Source organism: Tumebacillus sp. BK434 (assembly GCF_004340785.1).
Classification (GTDB): domain Bacteria; phylum Bacillota; class Bacilli; order Tumebacillales; family Tumebacillaceae; genus Tumebacillus_A.
The window spans coordinates 399,546-417,051 of the sequence record NZ_SLXS01000002.1 but is presented as its reverse complement, the minus strand read 5'-3'; the positions used below and the strand labels follow the sequence as shown (position 1 = coordinate 417,051).

Below are 17,506 nucleotides of genomic sequence, written 5' to 3'. Positions count from 1 at the left end.
CAGCCCCCACCTTTTCTTTATAAAAGATCCAACAGCTGCGTCTTCCCGGCCATCGAATAGACAAACATGCGGTGCAGAGGTCGGGTCATCGCGACATAGAGCAGCTTCACATCGAGCTCAGCGGTCGTGTACTCCTCGTCCAGACTGACGATAAACACCGCGTCAAACTCCAGCCCCTTCACCACGTATGACGGCACGATGACCAGATCGTGGCCGGAATAGTCTTCCTTCTCATCGAGCACGGTGACCGACAGCTCGGTGCCGAGCGCATCGATCCATTTTTTGATCTGCTTGCACTCCGCCATCGTTTTGCCGATCACGGCGATCGAGTTCATCCCGTCCGCCTTCAGGTGCGCCACGTCCGCAAGCAGCTCTGCGACCAGCTCTTGTTGCTCCGCGAACACCGCCTGGCGCGGCTCGTCTCCGTGGCGCACGACCGGCTTGGCGAGCACGAGGCCAGGGGTCTGTGAATGCACGATCACACGGTTGGCGAGGTTCATGATCTCCACCGTCGTCCGGTAGCTCTGCTCCAGCACGAGGTACTGGCAGTTCCCGCCCGGGAACACCGTCTGCAGCACCGCCTCCCAGCTTTCCACGCCGCGGTAGGAATGGATCCCTTGCGACAAGTCTCCGAGGATCGTGAACATCTCCGAGCCGAGCACCGCTTTCAAGGCGAGCAGTTGGAAAATGCTATAGTCTTGCGCTTCGTCGATCACGAGGTTGCGCACTTTCATTTCGGTCAGCAGCCCGTACAGCTGATGCTGCAGGTACAGGAGCGCTGCCGTGTCTTCCAGCTCCATCCGCTTCTTGCCGAGCAAGCCTAGGGAATGCTCCTGCAAATAGCGCAGCTCAGCTTCTGACATCTCCGTGGACAGCAGGTCGTCCCGCTGCAGAAACTCCCGGTAGTGCGCGGCCAGGTCCATTTTTCCAAACTGCGCCATGTACTCTTTGACCAGCGTTTTGGCGTCCGCTTCCACCCGTTTTAAGAGCTTCTCGCGGTCGTCCATCAGCTTGACCACTTTCGCTTTGCGCCGGGCCGGATCTTGCAGCGAGAGGGCGACTTCCAGCCGCTCGTCGTAGTGGTCGTGGATGTCTTTGAGCAGCTGCTTCTTTTTCACTTTCAAGCGGTCCTGCAGGATCTTGCGCACTTTCTCTACCCGCTTGTAGAGCGGCATGTGCGCATAGTCTTCGCGGATGAACTTCGCGACTTCTTCGGCACCGGCGATCACGCGCTTGCCGAGCTTGCAGTCCCGCTCCGGCTTCGTGCGCAGCACCACGTCTGCGAGGTAGGTGTCGATCAGTTGCTTGTACACGGCCGACCCTTTGAAGCGGGAGACGAAACGCAGCAGATCGGCATCGCCGCCGCCTTCCAAAAAGCGGAACAGCCTTTCATTCGGGTCGGTCAGCTTGAGCTTCTTGCCGATGTTCTCCTGCACAAAATCGAGGTAGGTGGTCTGGCGGACCGCTTCCACGCCCAACTCCGGCAGGACGTCGGCGATGTATTTCAGGAACAGCTGGTGCGGGGCCAAGATCATGAACTGGTCGGGATTAAAACGATCCCCGTACGTGTAGATGAGGTAGGCGATGCGATGTAAGGCGATGGTGGTCTTTCCGCTCCCGGCCGCCCCTTGGACGATCATCGGGCGGTGCATGTCGGCGCGGATGACGCGGTTCTGCTCTTCCTGGATCGTCGACACGATGTCTTTCAACCGGCTGTCCGCACTGCCGCCGAGCGATTCCTGGAGCAGTTCGTCGCGCGTCGTGATGTCGATGTCGCGGAAGTCGTGCAGTGTGCCGTCTTCGATGGTGTATTGGCGTTTCAAGTGCAACTCGGCCTGCTCCGTGCCGGTGGCCGTCTCGTAAGTGACCGCGCCGATGCGGCCTTCGTAGTAGACGTTGGCGACCGGCGAGCGCCAGTCGACGATGACCGGCTCCTGCGTGTCCGGGCGGAACAAGGACGCCTTGCCGATGTAGAGCGGCTGGACGCGCTCCGTGTCGTCCGGCTTGATGTCGATCCGGCAGAAGTAAGGCTTCTGCTGCACTTGTTGCAGTTGGCGAATGTTGCTTCTCGTCATTTCAAAGAATTGCACGTTGGTCAGCAGCGCGATATAGCCTTCCGACCCGTCGAGCGAGTTGAGATTGGCGTAGGCCTCCTTGATGTTTTCGCGAAACGCTTTCTCGTTGTGCTCGCTCTCATGCAGGACGTACTCAATGTAGCCTTTCGTATCAGCCAATCGAGTACATTCCTGACCATAATCGCGGTGGAGTTTAATCGTCATACCGATTCACTTTCCCCCTTTAGATATCTGCAGTTTTCCAAAAATCGCCTATTCAGTATATCAAAAAAGCACCTGTGGCAACAGGTGCAATTCGCAATTTGATTAAAATTGAACCTGCAGGTTCTTAAACCCGTACACGATCGGCGACGCGATCTTCTGCGGCTCCTGCCCATCCACGCGGCGCAAGTTCGGCAGCTTCGTCAAAATCGCGTTCAGCGCGATCTGCGCTTCCAAGCGGGCCAGCGGCGCGCCGAGGCAGAAATGCACGCCGTGCCCGAACGCCAGATGCTGATTCGGCGTGCGGTCGATGCGGAAGGAGTCTGCGTCCGGGAATTTGCGCTCGTCGAGGTTGGCCGACCCGATCCAGGCGATCAGCTCATCGCACTGCTTGATCTGCCGGCCGCCAAGCTCCAGATCGGCTGCGGCGATGCGGCTCATCGACTGCACCGGCGAGCGGAAGCGCAAGACTTCTTCGATCGCGCCTGTGAGCAGCGAGCGGTCGTTCAACAGCTGCTCATAGCGGGTGCGGTCTTCGAGGAAGGTGTAGATCGAGTTGGTGATCAGGTTGGTCGTCGTCTCGTTGCCTGCCACGAGCAAGAGGAAACAGAACGAGAGCAGCTCCGGCAGCTCCAGATGCTGATCATCCACTTTGGCGTCGAGCAGGGCGGAGATCATATCCTGTTCGCGCCGGATGCGGCGCTCCTGTATGATCGCGCCAAAATACTGGTGGAGCTCCCCCATCGCTTGTTGCTTCGCCCGCATCAGCGTCTGATAATCTTCACCCGCCGAGAGATCGACGCCTTGCACCATCAGATCGGACCAGTGTTTGAACTTGTCGATGTCCGCCTTCGGCACGCCCAGCAGCTCGGCGATCACGATGACCGGCAGCGGGAAGGAGATCCTCTCCACAAGGTCGATCTCGCCTTGGTCCAGCACTTCGTCGATCAGCTCGCGGGCCAGCTCTTCGATGCGCGGGGCGAGATTCTGCACCGCTTTCAGCGTGAACGCCTGCGAGACCAACGTGCGGTAGCGCATGTGCTTTGGCGGGTCCATGTTGATCAGCGTTTCCTGCTGGCCTTGGAGGTTGCGCGCCGAGGAAAAGCGCTTGTAGTCGGACAGCACCGTCAGCACATCTTCATACAAAAACACGTCCCAACAGCCGCGCGCTTCATCAAAATGCACAGGAGACGCGGCGCGCATCGCCTGTTGCCATTCCCCCGGCTCTTTCGCCTGGACCAGCCCTTGCGGTGACAGCATCAGCCCGCGGCGTCGCAGTGGTGCGTTGTTCATCAGGTTTCCTCCCTCTGGTGCTTCATATGTCGCTCCCATTTCCAATAAACTCCATTCGGAGCTCCCTGTCAATCCCTCCGATTTTTCGGCCGCACCGACAGATACTAGTACTGTGTCGAAGCACACTTGCGGCTCACCTTGAATTCCTATATATTTATGTATGTTTAGTATATCGAAATAGTTATGGAGGCTGACTATGAACCGTTTATGGACGCGGAATTTCGTCAGCATGACGCTGGCGAATCTGCTGTTGTTTACCAGCTTTTATTTTCTCATCCCCACCTTGCCCTTATTCGTGACCGAGCTTGGCGGCTCGCCGTCGCAGGTCGGCATCGTCATCGGGCTGTTCACCCTGTCGGCCGTCGTGATCCGCCCGTTTGTCGGCGGGCTGCTCGACCAGGTTGGGCGCCGACCGTTTGTGCTGTACGGCCTGCTGCTGTTTGCGTTGACGATGCTCTTGTACGACTGGATCGCAGCGATTGGGCTCCTGATCCTGCTGCGCATCTTCCACGGCGTGTCATGGGCCGCTTCGACGACGGCGATCGGCACGGCGGTCACCGACATCATCCCGCCGCAGCGCCGCGGCGAAGGCATGGGCTGGTTCGGCCTGTCGATGACGGTCGGCATGGCGCTCGGGCCGATGATCGGGCTGTGGGTATTGGACACCACGTCGTTCGACACCTTGTTCATCGTGACGACCGTGTTGGGACTGGGCGCGTTTGTGCTGGCTTTGCGCACCAAGATGCCGTTTGAGCGGCAAGGCGCCAAGGGCAAGATCGTGCTGTTCGAAAAATCGGTGCTGCCGATGATGGTGCTGACCTTTTTCCTCGCGGTGACCTATGGCGGCATCACATCGTTCCTGCCGCTGTTCGCCGAGTCGATCCGCGTGAATGCCGGGACGTTCTTCCTCGTCTACGCGATCACCCTGACCGTGACCCGCCCCATCGCAGGCAAGCTGTCCGACCGCCATGGCGAGCCGGTCGTGCTGGTGCCGGCCGTCGTGCTGATGATCCTCTCGCTGATCGTGCTGTCGCTGGCCGGCGGGCTCGGCGCGGTGGTCACGACGGCGATCTTGTACGGCATAGGCTTCGGCTCGGTGCAGCCGATCCTGCAGGCGGCGACGATCCGCCTCGCCCCGGCCGACCGCAAAGGCGTGGCCAACGCATCCTTCTTCACCGCGTTCGACCTCGGGATCGGGCTTGGCACCGTCATCCTCGGCTTCGTCTCGCAATACCTCGGCTACCGCTGGCTGTTCGGCGTCTGCACCGCCTCGGCGGTGGCCGGACTCTTGATCACCTTGGTGCTGTTCAAGCGCCTGTTGCCGCAAGCGAAAGCCGCATAAAGCAAAAAGCCCCTGATCGGGGCTTTTTCTCTGTCCTTACAAGAGCGGCGCCAACAGCCTCGCCAGCGATTCGCGAATCCGGTGCAGGCGAGAGCGGTTTTGATACTGCAGAAAGGTGTAGGTGATGCAGTCCTGCAGGTCCGCTTCGAACAGCTCGTGCAGCTTGCGCGCTTCCGCTTCGTCATACAAGAAGGCACTGATCTCAAAATTCAGCCGAAAGCTGCGATTGTCGATGTTCGCCGTCCCGACGGCGGCGACTTTGCGGTCGACGACGATCGTTTTCGCATGCAGGAAGCCCCGGTCGTACAAGTGGCACTCGACCCCGACTTTAAGCAGCGCGCCGACATAGGAGTGCGACGCCCACTGCACGAGGCGGTGATCCGCTTTCAGCGGCAGCATCAGCCGGACTTTCACGCCGGAGAGCGCGGCGATGCGCAATGCGTTCAGCACGTCCTCATCGGGGATGAAGTACGGCGTCTGCAGGCAGATGCTCTCTTTCGCTTCATAGATCAGCTTGAGATAGGCGTTGCGGATGTGCTCCAGCTCCGAGTTGGGGCCGCTGGCGACGACTTGGACGGCCGTTTGGCCGGCCGGGTGCAACGTCGGGAAAAAGCGCCGCTCCAAGCGCACCTCTTCCCCGGCGGCGGCGAACCAGTCGAGGAAAAACTGCCCCTGCAGCTGATAGACGGCGCTGCCGTTCAATTTCAGGTGCGTGTCCCGCCAGTAGCCAAACCGCTTGTCCAGCCCGAGGTATTCATCGCCGATGTTTAAGCCGCCGACAAAGCCGACCCGCCCGTCGATCACCGCGACTTTGCGGTGATTGCGGAAGTTCAGGCGCAGGTTGAGGTAGGGGATCTTCGAAGCGAAGAACGACCGCACCTCGCCGCCCGCTTCGGTCAGCCGCCGAAACGTGCGCCGCGAGATGCCGCCGGAGCCGACATGATCGTAGATCAATTTGACCTCGACGCCTTCCCGCGCCTTTTGGATCAGCAAGTTGAGCAGCTTCATCCCGAGAGCATCGCGTTTGATCATATAGTAAAGCAGATGCACATGCTGTTTCGCATCGCGAATCTCCTGCATCAAGCTTTCAAATTTCTCCTGCCCGGAAGAATAGATCGTCACCGCGTTGTCCTGGGTCAGAAACGAGTAGTTGCTGACCAGATTGAGATGCACGAGCGAGCGGTACTCCTGCAGCCCCTGGTAGTTGTCCAGATGGCTGGCTTGGATCAGCACGCCTTCGAGCAGCTTCGACTCGGTGATGTTTTTCACCCGATAGACTTTCTGCCGGTGCAGGTTCTGCCCGATAAACAAGTACAGCAGGAACCCGAGCCCTGGCAGTACGAACAGCACCAAGAGCCAGGCCCAAGTGGCCGACACATTGCGCCGTTCCAGAAAAATGACGGCAAACGCAAAAAACACATTCAACAGCGGCAGCCAGGAAAATACGTCTGACGCCACTGCCCATCCCCACCCCATGCCAACACCTCAGTCAGGAAATCAATTTCAGTCCCACAGCGGCCGCCAGCACCATGCTCATGAACAGCAGGCGGCGCCATTCTTTAGATTCCCCATAAAACAGCATGCCTAACAGCACGCTGCCCACCGTGCCGATCCCGGTCCAGACCGCATAGGCGGTACTCATCGCGATCGACTCCATCGCCAGCGTCAGGAAGCCGAAGGAGACGAGGAATCCTACCATAAGGATAGCATAAGATTTCCAATCTTTCTTCCGATTCACCCGGTTGATCCCGGCCACGCCGACCACTTCGCCGATGCCGGCCAGAAGCAGATAGATCCAGCCCATTACGCGTCCCCTCCTTCGCTTTGCTTCGCTCCCGTAACAGCTTTCAAGCCGATCACGCCGCCGAGCAGCAGCAGGATCAGCAGCATTTTCACGATATGGAACGGCTCGCCAAACACCGCCATCTCCATGATCACCGTCCCCGCCGTGCCAAGTCCCGTGAAGACGGCATAGGTCGTGCCGACGGGCAGCGTTTGCGACGCTTTGATCAACAGCCACATCGAGATCGCGATGGCGACCGCCGTCCCTGTCCATTCGAGCGGTGTCGCGGCGTGCTTCAGCCCCATCACCCAGCCCACTTCGAACACCGCCGCGATCAGCACCAGCATCCATGTCCGATTCATCTGTTCGCCACTTCCTTTCTTCTTTTACCATGCAAAAAAGCCCGGCCGAATATCAAAAGTCGATATCCTCCCGGGCTTTTATCCCTCCGTGTACACGGCAGGCGAACGCCTGCGGTGCGTTCCCTCTCGGACCAGCCCGATTGAAATCCTCCCAATCGCGGAACCCTAGAGAACGGGTGAACCATGCAATTTTCACTCTACTATAGCCACTCCTGCCGCTCCTGTCAACCACTCTTGACGCACAGTCTGTTTCTTTTGTAAACTAACTATATGAAGGAAACAAATTATCCCCCAAGGAGGAACTTCCATGGTTCCAGCACTGTTTCTGGCGCACGGTTCGCCGCTGCTTGCCATCCAAGATAATGAATACGCCCGCTTCCTGACCCAGCTCGGCGCTCAATATACCCCCAAGGCGATCGTCATCTTCACCGCCCATTGGGAACAAGAGACTCTGACAGTGTCCTATCACAATGACGTGTACGACACGATCTACGACTTCTACGGCTTCCCCGAAGAGATGTACAAGATCAAGTACCCGGCCAAAGGCTCGACTGCGGTCGCCGATGAGGTCATCGCGCGTTTTGAACAGCAGGGCATCCCTGTGCAAAAAGACACCGCGCGCGGCCTCGACCACGGGTCGTGGGTGCTCTTGCGCCGGATGTACCCGAACGCCGACATCCCGGTCGTGCAGATCTCCGTTCACCCCTTTTTGCCGCCTGACGCGCAGTTCAAAATTGGCGCGGCGCTGCAAGGCTTGGGTGCGGAAGACATTCTCGTCATCGGCAGCGGGGTCACGGTACACAACCTGCGCATGATCAAGTGGGACCAGACCGAGCCGGAGCCGTGGGCGGTCGAGTTTGACGACTGGCTGCTTGCGCAGTTCCAGGCGGGCGACCGCGACGCGCTGCACCGCTACGAGTCGCTTGCTCCGCACGCCCGCTTCGCCGTGCCGCGTCCGGAGCATTTCGTGCCGCTCTTCCTCGCCGCCGGTGCGGGCGACCACTCGTCCGCCCCGCAAGTGATCCACCGCAGCTACGAGCTCGGCACGCTGAGCTACTTGTCGCTGGCGTTCTAAGCAAAAAGGAGTTCTGCCTGAATGCAGAACTCCTTTTTCTTGCCAGCTTGCAGCTGTATGATGCTTATACTTGCGGCGCTTCCTCTGCTTGCACAGCCGCTTCTTTCTTGCCTTTTTTCGCCGGCGCGGAGAGCTTGATCTTGCCGGTGAAGAACGCGGCGATCAGACCGGCGGCGAGGAACCAGATCGACACTTCGAACACGTTGTGCAGCGACGAGAGCAGCGCGTCTTTCAAGACTGGCACCACCTGTGCGGAGAACATCCCGGCCACCTGCTCCGGCAGGCTGCCGAGGAAGGTGTCGGAGAGCAGCGAGGAGTAGAGTCCCTGCGGGTTGCTGTGCGCCATGTCGAGCAGCGCCGCTCCTTGCGGGCCGAAGCCTTGGAAGGTCGCGTCGAGCTTGTTGCCGATCAGGTCGATCGACTTGCTGTTGAACAGCGTGCCGAGGATGGCGATCCCGACGGTGCCGCCGATCGAGCGGAAAAACGTCGTCGCCGAAGTGACCGTCCCGCGAATCTCCGACGGGAACGACTCCTGCACGGCGATCCCAAGCGACGGCATGATGACCCCCATCCCGGCGCCCATGATCACCATGTAGACAGATGCACGCAGCTGGGTGGTATCGAAACCGAGCGACAGGAACAGCGCGAAGCCGGTCAGCATGATCCCCATCCCGGCGATCAGCATCGGGCGCAGCCCGAATTTGAACAGGAGACGGGAACCGATGATCGACGCGATCATCGAGCCGATCATCATCGGCGTCATCACCGTGGCGGTCTCGGTCGGCGACATGCCGACCACGCCTTGCATGAACAGCGGGATGAACATCATCGCACCAAACATGCCGAGGCTCATCAGGAAGCCGATGATGTTGACGGTGGTGAAGATGCTGTTCTTGAACAGCCCCATCGGAATCACCGGATCTTTCGCTTTCAGCTCCACAAACACAAACGACACCAGCGCGACGAGCGACAGCCCGAACAGGCCGAGAATCTCCGCCGAATCCCACGCGTACTTGTTGCCGCCAAAGGACAGCGCGAGCAGCAGCGAGACGATCCCGGTGACCAGCGTGCCGATGCCCGCCCAGTCGATGATGACTCTCTTTTTCACATGCGCGTTTTTCAGCCCCATCGCGATGAACACCATCGCCAGCAGGCCAAACGGCAGGTTGATGAAGAAGATCCAATGCCAGTTCAAGTGGGCGACGATCCAGCCGCCCGCCTGCGGGCCGGCCAGCGACGACAGGCCGAACACGGCCATGAACAAGCCTTGCATCTTCGCGCGCGATTCACCGGTCGTCAAGTCCCCGATGATCGTCATCGCCAGCGGCATCAAGATCCCGCCGCCCAGGCCCTGAATGGCGCGGTAGATCGCGAGCTGCGTCATGCTCTCCGCCATCCCGCACAGAGCGGAACCGATGATGAACACCGCCATCCCGATCAGGTAGATCACGCGGCGGCCAAACAGGTCGGCCAGCTTCCCGGCGATCGGCACGACGGCCGTCGAGGTCAGCAGGTAGGCGGTGGTGATCCACGTCAGCAGATCGAGCCCGCCCAGTTTCCCGATGATCGTCGGCATCGCGGTGCCGACGACCGTCTGGTCGAGCGACGCAAAAAACAGCCCCAGCATCAGGCCGATGATCACCAGCGTCCGCTTGCGGCTCGGCTGCGTCAAATCCATTTTATCGACAGTTGCTTCTGCAGCATTTGTTGTCATGTCTCTCACCTCTTCTACATACGTTCGTAATGACTGACGGGTCAGTCACGGCATGCAGAAATCATACAATGACCCGCGGGTCACTGTCAATCACCAAACGCGAAACAGGCGGCGTCCACTTTTTGACACCGCCCTCCGTTTAGTGCGTATGGGCATGTTTATGCCCGCCGACGCTGTCTTTGACCTTTCGTTTCCGTTTCCGCTTTTTGATGTTTTCCCGGATGCGATCGTAAGCCGTGTCATCGAGCTCCGACTCGGAATCGGCCTGGCGGTCAAACGTGTATTCGCCGCTTTTCGTTTTCCCGCGGCCCATCTTCACGTCATGCTGATCGATCATCTGCTGATACTGTGTGGCGAGCAGCTTGGCCACCGTCTCCAACTCTTTGCCCAGCGCCCCGATCTTGATGCCTTTTTCCAGCTGGGGCAGCAGTTGCGTCGACAAGGCGGAGTTGGTCACCCACAGCCCGCCCATTCGATTGCCCGTGTCGTGGCCGGAGGAGTGAAAATACAGCCGGCAGCCCATGCAGGGATATTTAGTGCCCGTCGGCAAACGATAGTCGTCTTTGTTCCACTGCGCGCTCTTCTCAATGCGAATCTCCGCATGCCGGCCGTCGAATTTTACGTCGACATCGGCCGGCACGGTGACGGTCGCGTCATCGTTCAAATAATTTTTCAGCCGGTCGTACAGCTTGAGCGCATGGCGCATCACATGGTCTTTCATCGCATCCTCGCGCTTGGTGCTTTCCAGATTGTGATGTTCCAGCAGGTCGGCCGCCAAGTCGAGGATGTCTTCCGTGCCGGTGATGCCGAGCTCGCTTTCGATCTTGCCATTCTCCGCGTTCATGTTGGATGACACCAGCACGTCGCTTTTGTTTTTCGCCAGCGCAGCCTGCACTTCGATGCCGCCCGGAAGCTCGTGCAGGAGCACGGTGGAGAGCTGCTTTTGAATCTGATCCTCTTTCGACGTCGCCGGGTCATAGCTGAACTTGGACAGATCGTCGTCTTTCATGATCATCATCGGGTTCTTCGGGCTGTTTTTGAAAATAAACCGCTTTTCCTTGCTCCGCAGATGGGCGAGCATTTTTGAAGTCTCCCCGGAGCGCTTTTGAAAGCCGGCCTGCGACTTTTTCGACCGCACATAGCGCTTGGCCATCTCCTGAGCCAGCTCTTCTTGGTCCTCGAACATGTTGTACGATTGATTCTCATCTTTGGCGACCTTGCCCCAGATGTCCTGCAGCTTCTTCTCCTCGACCCCGGCGTACCCCATCTTATTCAACACCGCCTCGGCCAAGCCGTGGGTATCCCATGCCCTTTTTTTCATCGCTTTGGATTTGAGTTTGAGCATGCGCGTCCACGTGCTGGGATATTGATGCTTTTCCTTCGTCGCACTGTCCGGATCGTACTCGATCACACGCTGGATCGGCTGCGAACTCGTCGCGGATTGCTGCGCCCGGAGCAGTTGCAGCACGGCTCGGTTGCCGATCGTCTTTTGCAGTTGCAAGATCTTCAGCTGTGCGGCGTGTCCCGCACCCCCTGACCGACTGACTGTCCTCGCGCCAGGCGTCGAAACGCCCGGCTTGCTTCCCGTTCGTCTGCTCCCCGTCTCCAGCATGGCGCCCCTCCGCTAGCTGCGCATCTCCGGAACGCCGTCCGGACCTGCGCTGTGCGCTGTCAGTTTCGCGCGGATCTCGTCCGACATCTTCACCGCTTTTTTCCCGTTAAAATCATACCCGAGCAGCGTCGCTTTCCCCCGCGCCACCCAGTTGCCCTGCTCATCGGCGATCGCGTGCTCCACCTCGAAGCTGGACGAGCCGAGCTTGCCGACCCAGCCGTAGACGGTCAGAGTTTGCGCGTACACCGCTTCGGCCAGAAAATCGCATTTGGTCGAGGCGACGATCAGGTTCCAGTTGTGCGTGTCGAGCTCCGGGTTGAACACGCGGAACAGCTCTTTGCGGCACTCTTCAAAATATGTAAAGTAGACGGCATTGTTCACATGCCCCAACGCATCACAATCGTTAAAACGCACAGCCACTTCCAGTTGGTACACAGACATTTCCTCCTTGGGTGATCAGCTCTCTCTATCATACCCTTTATGCTACAATAACGTAACAGTTTGTCATCTCAACACAAGGAGCCTGCAGATGTATTCCTTACGCGCCTTAAAAACGTACAACTACGCCTACTTCTCCCTGCTCTCGCTGTTCATCTCCTTTCTGCCCGTCTACCTCTCCGAACAGGGCGTGTCGGCCGGCGAGATCGGCGGCATCATCGGGACAGGTTCACTGATCGGCATCCTCTCCCAACCGTTCTGGGGGTATGTCAGCGACCGCACCCGCACGGTCAAAAAAGTGCTCTTGCTCACGCTCGGCCTCTCCGTGCTGCTCGGCACGGCCGCGTTTTCCCTGCCCCAAGGGGCCTGGCTGGCCGTGCTGGTGCTCCTGCTCTATTTCTTCTACCTGCCGACCGACCCGCTGACCGAAAGCATGAACTACCGCCTCGCCGACCGTTTCGGCGTGCCGTTCGGATCGGTGCGCATGTTTGGCGCGATCGGCTATGCCTCGACGTCGCTGCTCGCCGGGGCGGTGTCGACCTATCTTGGCATCGGCAGTTTCGCCTGGCTGTTTTTCGGCTACGGCGCGGCGGCGCTGTTGATCGCGCTTCTGCTGCCCGATGTGACGGCGAGCTCGCAGAAGTTCGCGTGGAAAGACTTCCTGACCTTCCTGCAAAACCGCGAGACGCTGGTCTTTTTTGTACTGGTGATGATCACCGCCTTGCCGCACCGGATGAACGACAGCTTCCTCGGCGTCTACCTGCACAGCCTCGGCGCTTCGACCGGGCAGATCGGCGTGGCGTGGTTCGTGGCGGCGGTCAGCGAGATCACCTTTTTCGCCCTCTCCGCCCGGCTTTTGAAAGCGGGCAGCGAAACCAGGTGGATCGCCTTCGCCGCCCTGCTCTACACCGTGCGCTTCCTGCTCTGCGCGCTGCTGCCGACGCCTACTGCGGTGATCCTCCTGCAAGTGATGCAAGGCGTGACGTTCGTCATCTTCTACACCGCCGCCCTGCAGTACCTCAACCGCACCGTCCCGCCGGAATGGCAGGCGACGGGGACGACGCTGCTTGCGATCCTGTTCTTCGGCTTCTCCGGCATGATCGGCTCTTGGCTCGGCGGCTGGATCTTCGGCTGGCTGGGCGGGCCTGCGCTGTACGTTGTGATGGCCGCACTGTCGTTTTGCGGACTGCTGTACGCGCTGATCACCCGCAAATAAAAAAGGAGCCGGCCGGCTCCCTTTTTATTTCCCAAACTTCCCGGCGTGAAAATCATCGAACGCCTGCTTGATCTCTTCCCGCGTATTCATCACAAACGGCCCGTGTTGCACGACCGGCTCGCGCACCGGCTCTCCGGCATAGAGCAGCACGCGCAGCGGCTCGATCGCGGTGACGGTGATTTCGCTGTCGCCTTGCCCGTCCCGGCTCAGCCAGAGCACCTGCTGCTTCCCGCCGCGCGTCTTGTCGCGGCCGAACTCGCCTGTGCCTTCCAACACGTAGCAAAATCCATTGTAGCTGCCAGGCAGATCCTGCGTGACCGTCGCGCCCGCTTCGAGCCTCATCTCGACCATCGTCACCGGCACATGGTTCAGCGTCTGGGCTGCGACCCCTTGGGAGGAGCCGGAGAAGACGCGGATCTTTGCGCCCGGCTCCTCGCGCAGCGGCATGTTGGCCGACTTCAGGTCCTGATAGCGCGGTGCGGTCAGCTTGTCCGCACTCGGCAGGTTCACCCAGAGCTGCAGGCTGTGTACCGTTTCGCCAGGCAGCGGATCTTCGGTGTGCAACACACCGCGCCCTGCCGTCATCCATTGCACGTCGCCCGGTTCGAGCACGCCGTAGCCGCCGTTGTTGTCCTCATGCTTCAACTTGCCTTCGATGACGTAGGTCACCGTCTCCAGACCCCGATGGGGGTGAAAATCGAACGTGCCCTGCTGAAACCAGTCTTCCATCATGATCAAAAACGGATCAAAGTCCGCCCAGCGCCCCGGCGCCAAGACCTGTCCGACGCGCAGGTGCGGCCCTCCGCCCGCTCTGGCGATGACGTCATAGACTTCGCGAATGCCGCGCTGCCAGTATTCCATCAGAAAACGCCTCCTTTTATGGTAAAATATACCCGAAACAGAAGGAGGGTATCAAGTTGACGCAAAAGACGAAATTCAAAGGGGTCATTTCGATCATCATGGTGGAAGACCTCGACGCGGCGATGGCGTATTATACCGAAAAGCTCGGCTTCAACGTGCAGTTCGTCTCCGAGTGGGACTACAATGGCGTGGAACGCGACGGCTTGCAGGTCCACATCGGGAAAGGCAAGCCGAACCCGGTGACTGCGCACGGCGTGCACTTCTACATCCACGTGGAGAACATCGACGATTTGCGCGAAGAGTTTCTGGCATCCGGTGCGATCACCGAAGACGTCAAAGTGGTCGACCAGCCCTACGGCCAACGCGAGCTGTATGTCCGCGACCCGTTTGGCTACCAGCTGGGCTTCTATCAATAATAAAAACACCACCGGTCGCCGCTTTGGCAGCCCCGGTGGTGTTTTTTTATGATCATGCTGCCACGCTTTGTTTCAGCCGCGCATTCTTGCGCTCGGTGCGCACCACGTTCCACAGGACGACCACGAGGACGACCAGCTGCGGCACGGTGGTTTCCCACGTTGCGTAGATGCCGAGGGACGGCGCTTGCAGCAGCGCGTCCGACAGGTGCGACGGCAGCTGTCCAGACACTTGCAGCGCGTGCACGCTGACGCCGATGAACTTGAACGCGAGGTAGTACAGCAGGAGGCTGGCGACGAGGAAGAACGGGCGGACCGGAATCCGCGCGCTCAGCTTGAGGATCGCAAACGCGATCACCGCCAGCACCGCCAGCGCCCCGCCGATGCCGATCAACAGCTGCGACAGGCTGATGCTCGGCGCCATGCCGAGGTAGAAGATGATCGTCTCCGCGCCTTCGCGCAGCACGGCGAGGCCGGCGGTCGCCGCCAGCGACCACAGCGCGCCGCGCGCCAGCACGGCGCCGAGCGTCTTCTCGATAAACTGGTTCCAGAGCTTGAGGTTCGACTTGCTGTGCAGCCACGCCCCGACCGTCAGCATGAAGACGACGGCGATCAGGCCCGTATAGCCTTCGATCAGCTCGCGGGAGCTGCCGGCCGTCGCTGTGTTGAACACGAGACTCAGCACGACCGCCAGCACGCCGGACAGCACGATGCCCGTGCCGGCGCCCGTCCAGACCCATTTGCGCTTGTCAGCGTTGCCGCTCCTGTTCAGGAACGCGAGCAGGGCGGTGATGACGAGGATCGCCTCCAAGCCTTCGCGGAACAGGATCAGCCCGGCATCCCACGCCGTGTACGACGCCGCATCCGCATACGGCTCCAGCTCCGTCTGCAGATCGCGGATCATGCTCTCCGCCTTCTTCAGATCGGGCGGCGAGGAGAGCAGGAAGCTCGGCACGGACGTCATCTTCGTTTCAATCCGCGCATACGCTTCCGGCGAACGGGTCAGCACTTGTCCTTCCACCGACGGCCAGGCAGCGATGATCTCTTCGAGCTTCGCCGCCGCAGCGGCCGCTTTTTCGTCCTGCACATCGGTCAGCGCGCCGCTGAGCAACTGCTGCAGGTCGGCGACCGAGCGGGATTCCCCGGCGGCTGCGTCGGACGTCTGCACCTTGCCGGCGACGTAATCTTCGAGCAGCCGGATCACATCCTGCAGGCTCGCCTTCGCTTTTTCCGCGTCCGGCGGTGCGGTGTTCAGCGCGATGCGCGCACCGCTGATCTTCGTTTCCACTTTGCCGTACAGTCCGACGTTTTCCTTGCGCAGCGGGCCTTCCGCTTTGGCCCAGCCGCTGATAAACGAGCTGTACGCCGCTTTCGCCGCCGCAGTATCGCCCGCTTCGGTGGACGACAGCGCCCGTTTCAGATGCGGCAGCAGCGCTTTGACATTTTCCTGCGCCTTCGCCCCGCCTTGCTCCGCCTCATGGGACGAGACGTATTCATCGACCGCTTTGGCCAGCGCCGAGACCGCCTTGTAGGCCGCGGCGCGGTCAAACGGCGTTTTGCCTGCCGCCGTTTCGGCTGCCGTCAGCGCTGCGCTGACCGCTTGGCCTGCCGCGGAGGTGTCATTCGCCTCCGCCCAAAGCGTGTTCATCTCGGCGAGATCCGCTTTCGTGCGGTCCCAGTCGTCGCCGCCCGCATTGACCAGCGCGTCGCTGGCCAGCGCGATCAGCCGGTTGTCCTGCGGGGTCGCCGCGTACGACGCGGTGGCGGTGAAGAGCAGCAGGCCGATCAAAAGAGTAGATAGCAATGATTTCAGATTCATGTCCGCTTGCCCCCGTTTAGAATAAAGTCTCCCCGATGTAGCCGCCCGCTTTGGCGCCCGGCAGGCAGGCGAAGATCGCACTGCCGACGTGCACGATGTACTCATTGAGTTTGTCTTGGGCAGCCAACGCTTGCTGCATCGGGATAAATTGACGGCGGGGGTCACGGTTGAAGCAGATGAACAAGAGTCCCGCGTCGAGCTGGCCGGTCTTCAGGTCGATGCCGCTCGAATAGGAGTAGCCACGGCGGAGAATCTTCACTTTGCCGCCCATGTTGGCGACGGCGACGTGCGAGTTCATCGGGATCATCGGTTTGCCCTTGTCGTCCTGCTTTGTAAAATCAAGCGGGGCGAATTCATCTTTCTCGCCCAGCGGCGCTCCGCTGTCGCGGTGGCGTCCGAATGTCGCTTCCTGTTCATTGAGATGCGTGCGGTCCCAGACTTCGATGCGCATGCGGATGCGGCGCATGATCATGTAGGTGCCGCCGTCCATCCAGCTCGGGCCGTCCGCCCCTTGCGCCCAGACGATGTCGTCGGCGACATCCTGCTTTTGCACATCCGGGTTGTTCGTGCCGTCCTTGAAGCCGAGCAGGTTGCGCGGCGTGGCACCGTTCGGATCGGCTGTGCGCGTGCGCTGGAAGCCGTCCTGCACCCAGCGGAGCACCGCCTTGCCGCGCGCGATCCGCGCCAGATTGCGCAGCGCGTGGAACGCGACTTGCGGATCGTTGGCGCAGACTTGCACGGCGATGTCGCCGCCCGTCCATTCCGGCTGCAGCTCGTCCCCGCCAAACGCCGGCAGGTCGACCAGCGCGGCCGGGCGCTTGCTGCCAAGGCCAAAGCGGCCGTCGAACAGCGAGGCCCCGACGCCAAATGTGATTGTGATCCCGGCCGCGTTCAGCCCCATCGCTTCGCCGGTGTCGACCGGCGGCAGGACCGGGTTGCCGCTCTCCTCGCCCACGCCTTGGCCTTGGGCAAGCTTTGCAGACGCTTCCGTCCATTTTTGGAACAGCGTGCGCAGAGCGGCGCGGTCGGTGGTGGTGACATCAAACGCGCCGAGGCAGATAAAATCCTGCGCCGGGGTGAGAATGCCCGCCTGATGCTTCCCGTAAAAAGGGACGGTGCCGCTCGCCGTTTGCGCGGCGGTGGCCTGTGCAGAATCTTTCAGCATGCCCGTGCCGGCCAGCACGCCGGTCAGCCCTCCCGCGCCAAGCAAAAGCCCGACGCCACCTGCGGCGCCGAGCTTCAGCATGTCACGACGGGAGATGGGCTTTTGCAACAAGTCGTCTTTTGTCGCGTCGCTCATCG

At 60.3% G+C, this 17,506-nt stretch carries 15 protein-coding genes and 1 riboswitch; of the genes, 4 read left to right on the top strand and 11 right to left on the bottom strand.

Annotation, left to right across the window (positions count from 1 at the left end; all coding sequences use genetic code 11):
- Window positions 1–17 precede the first annotated feature (17 nt).
- Complete coding sequence (helD, locus tag EV586_RS06370; RefSeq protein WP_132944237.1) at window positions 18–2,279, bottom strand: RNA polymerase recycling motor HelD; 2,262 nt, start codon at window positions 2,277–2,279, stop codon at window positions 18–20.
- Window positions 2,280–2,381: 102 nt separating this feature from the next.
- Window positions 2,382–3,569: a cytochrome P450 gene (locus tag EV586_RS06365; protein ID WP_207893861.1), complete on the bottom strand. Its 1,188-nt coding sequence runs from the start codon at window positions 3,567–3,569 to the stop codon at window positions 2,382–2,384.
- A gap of 196 nt (window positions 3,570–3,765) precedes the next feature.
- Between EV586_RS06365 and EV586_RS06360 the strand changes: the two genes are divergently transcribed.
- Window positions 3,766–4,911 (top strand): MFS transporter, encoded by a 1,146-nt coding sequence (locus EV586_RS06360; protein WP_132944236.1) that lies wholly within the window; start codon window positions 3,766–3,768, stop codon window positions 4,909–4,911.
- Window positions 4,912–4,947: 36 nt separating this feature from the next.
- Here the strand turns inward: EV586_RS06360 and cls are convergent, their stop codons facing one another.
- From cls to EV586_RS06345, 3 genes are read right to left on the bottom strand one after another with little or no spacing between them, the layout of a single operon-like run.
- Entirely contained in the window at window positions 4,948–6,387 is a 1,440-nt protein-coding gene (gene cls, locus EV586_RS06355; RefSeq protein ID WP_132944235.1) for a cardiolipin synthase, read from the bottom strand.
- A 13-nt stretch (window positions 6,388–6,400) separates the two neighbouring features.
- Window positions 6,401–6,715 (bottom strand): DMT family transporter, encoded by a 315-nt coding sequence (locus EV586_RS06350; protein ID WP_132944234.1) that lies wholly within the window; start codon window positions 6,713–6,715, stop codon window positions 6,401–6,403.
- On the bottom strand, window positions 6,715–7,056 hold the full coding sequence (locus tag EV586_RS06345; protein WP_132944233.1) for a DMT family transporter: 342 nt from the start codon (window positions 7,054–7,056) through the stop codon (window positions 6,715–6,717). Before EV586_RS06345 ends, EV586_RS06350 begins: the two co-directional genes overlap by 1 nt.
- A gap of 65 nt (window positions 7,057–7,121) precedes the next feature.
- A riboswitch (guanidine-I (ykkC/yxkD leader) is annotated at window positions 7,122–7,236 on the bottom strand.
- Window positions 7,237–7,363: 127 nt separating this feature from the next.
- On the opposite strand from EV586_RS06345, the gene EV586_RS06340 reads away from it, so the two are divergent.
- On the top strand, window positions 7,364–8,131 hold the full coding sequence (locus EV586_RS06340) for a DODA-type extradiol aromatic ring-opening family dioxygenase (RefSeq protein ID WP_132944232.1): 768 nt from the start codon (window positions 7,364–7,366) through the stop codon (window positions 8,129–8,131).
- Between the two features lie 64 nt (window positions 8,132–8,195).
- Here the strand turns inward: EV586_RS06340 and EV586_RS06335 are convergent, their stop codons facing one another.
- The 3 genes from EV586_RS06335 to EV586_RS06325 form a co-directional block, all read right to left on the bottom strand.
- The gene (locus tag EV586_RS06335; RefSeq protein ID WP_481937752.1) at window positions 8,196–9,845 is read right to left on the bottom strand and encodes an MDR family MFS transporter; all 1,650 of its coding nucleotides are present in this window, start codon (window positions 9,843–9,845) and stop codon (window positions 8,196–8,198) included.
- Window positions 9,846–9,984: 139 nt separating this feature from the next.
- Window positions 9,985–11,457: a hypothetical protein gene (locus tag EV586_RS06330; protein ID WP_132944231.1), complete on the bottom strand. Its 1,473-nt coding sequence runs from the start codon at window positions 11,455–11,457 to the stop codon at window positions 9,985–9,987.
- 12 nt (window positions 11,458–11,469) lie between these two features.
- Entirely contained in the window at window positions 11,470–11,892 is a 423-nt protein-coding gene (locus EV586_RS06325) for an acyl-CoA thioesterase (protein WP_132944230.1), read from the bottom strand.
- A 94-nt stretch (window positions 11,893–11,986) separates the two neighbouring features.
- Here EV586_RS06325 and EV586_RS06320 point away from each other — a divergent pair, with 94 nt between their 5' ends.
- Complete coding sequence (locus tag EV586_RS06320) at window positions 11,987–13,111, top strand: MFS transporter (RefSeq protein WP_132944229.1); 1,125 nt, start codon at window positions 11,987–11,989, stop codon at window positions 13,109–13,111.
- 24 nt (window positions 13,112–13,135) lie between these two features.
- Here EV586_RS06320 and EV586_RS06315 read toward each other — a convergent pair whose 3' ends face one another.
- On the bottom strand, window positions 13,136–13,972 hold the full coding sequence (locus EV586_RS06315; protein WP_132944228.1) for a pirin family protein: 837 nt from the start codon (window positions 13,970–13,972) through the stop codon (window positions 13,136–13,138).
- A gap of 56 nt (window positions 13,973–14,028) precedes the next feature.
- Between EV586_RS06315 and EV586_RS06310 the strand changes: the two genes are divergently transcribed.
- The gene (locus EV586_RS06310; RefSeq protein ID WP_132944227.1) at window positions 14,029–14,388 is read left to right on the top strand and encodes a glyoxalase superfamily protein; all 360 of its coding nucleotides are present in this window, start codon (window positions 14,029–14,031) and stop codon (window positions 14,386–14,388) included.
- Between the two features lie 52 nt (window positions 14,389–14,440).
- Here the strand turns inward: EV586_RS06310 and EV586_RS06305 are convergent, their stop codons facing one another.
- Window positions 14,441–16,204 carry an FTR1 family iron permease gene (locus tag EV586_RS06305; RefSeq protein WP_132944226.1) on the bottom strand — a complete coding sequence of 588 codons (1,764 nt, stop codon included), beginning with the start codon at window positions 16,202–16,204 and terminating at the stop codon, window positions 14,441–14,443.
- A gap of 16 nt (window positions 16,205–16,220) precedes the next feature.
- Window positions 16,221–17,504, bottom strand: coding sequence for an iron uptake transporter deferrochelatase/peroxidase subunit (gene efeB, locus EV586_RS06300; RefSeq protein WP_132944225.1), 1,284 nt, complete (start codon window positions 17,502–17,504; stop codon window positions 16,221–16,223).
- Between the last annotated feature and the right edge of the window lie 2 nt (window positions 17,505–17,506).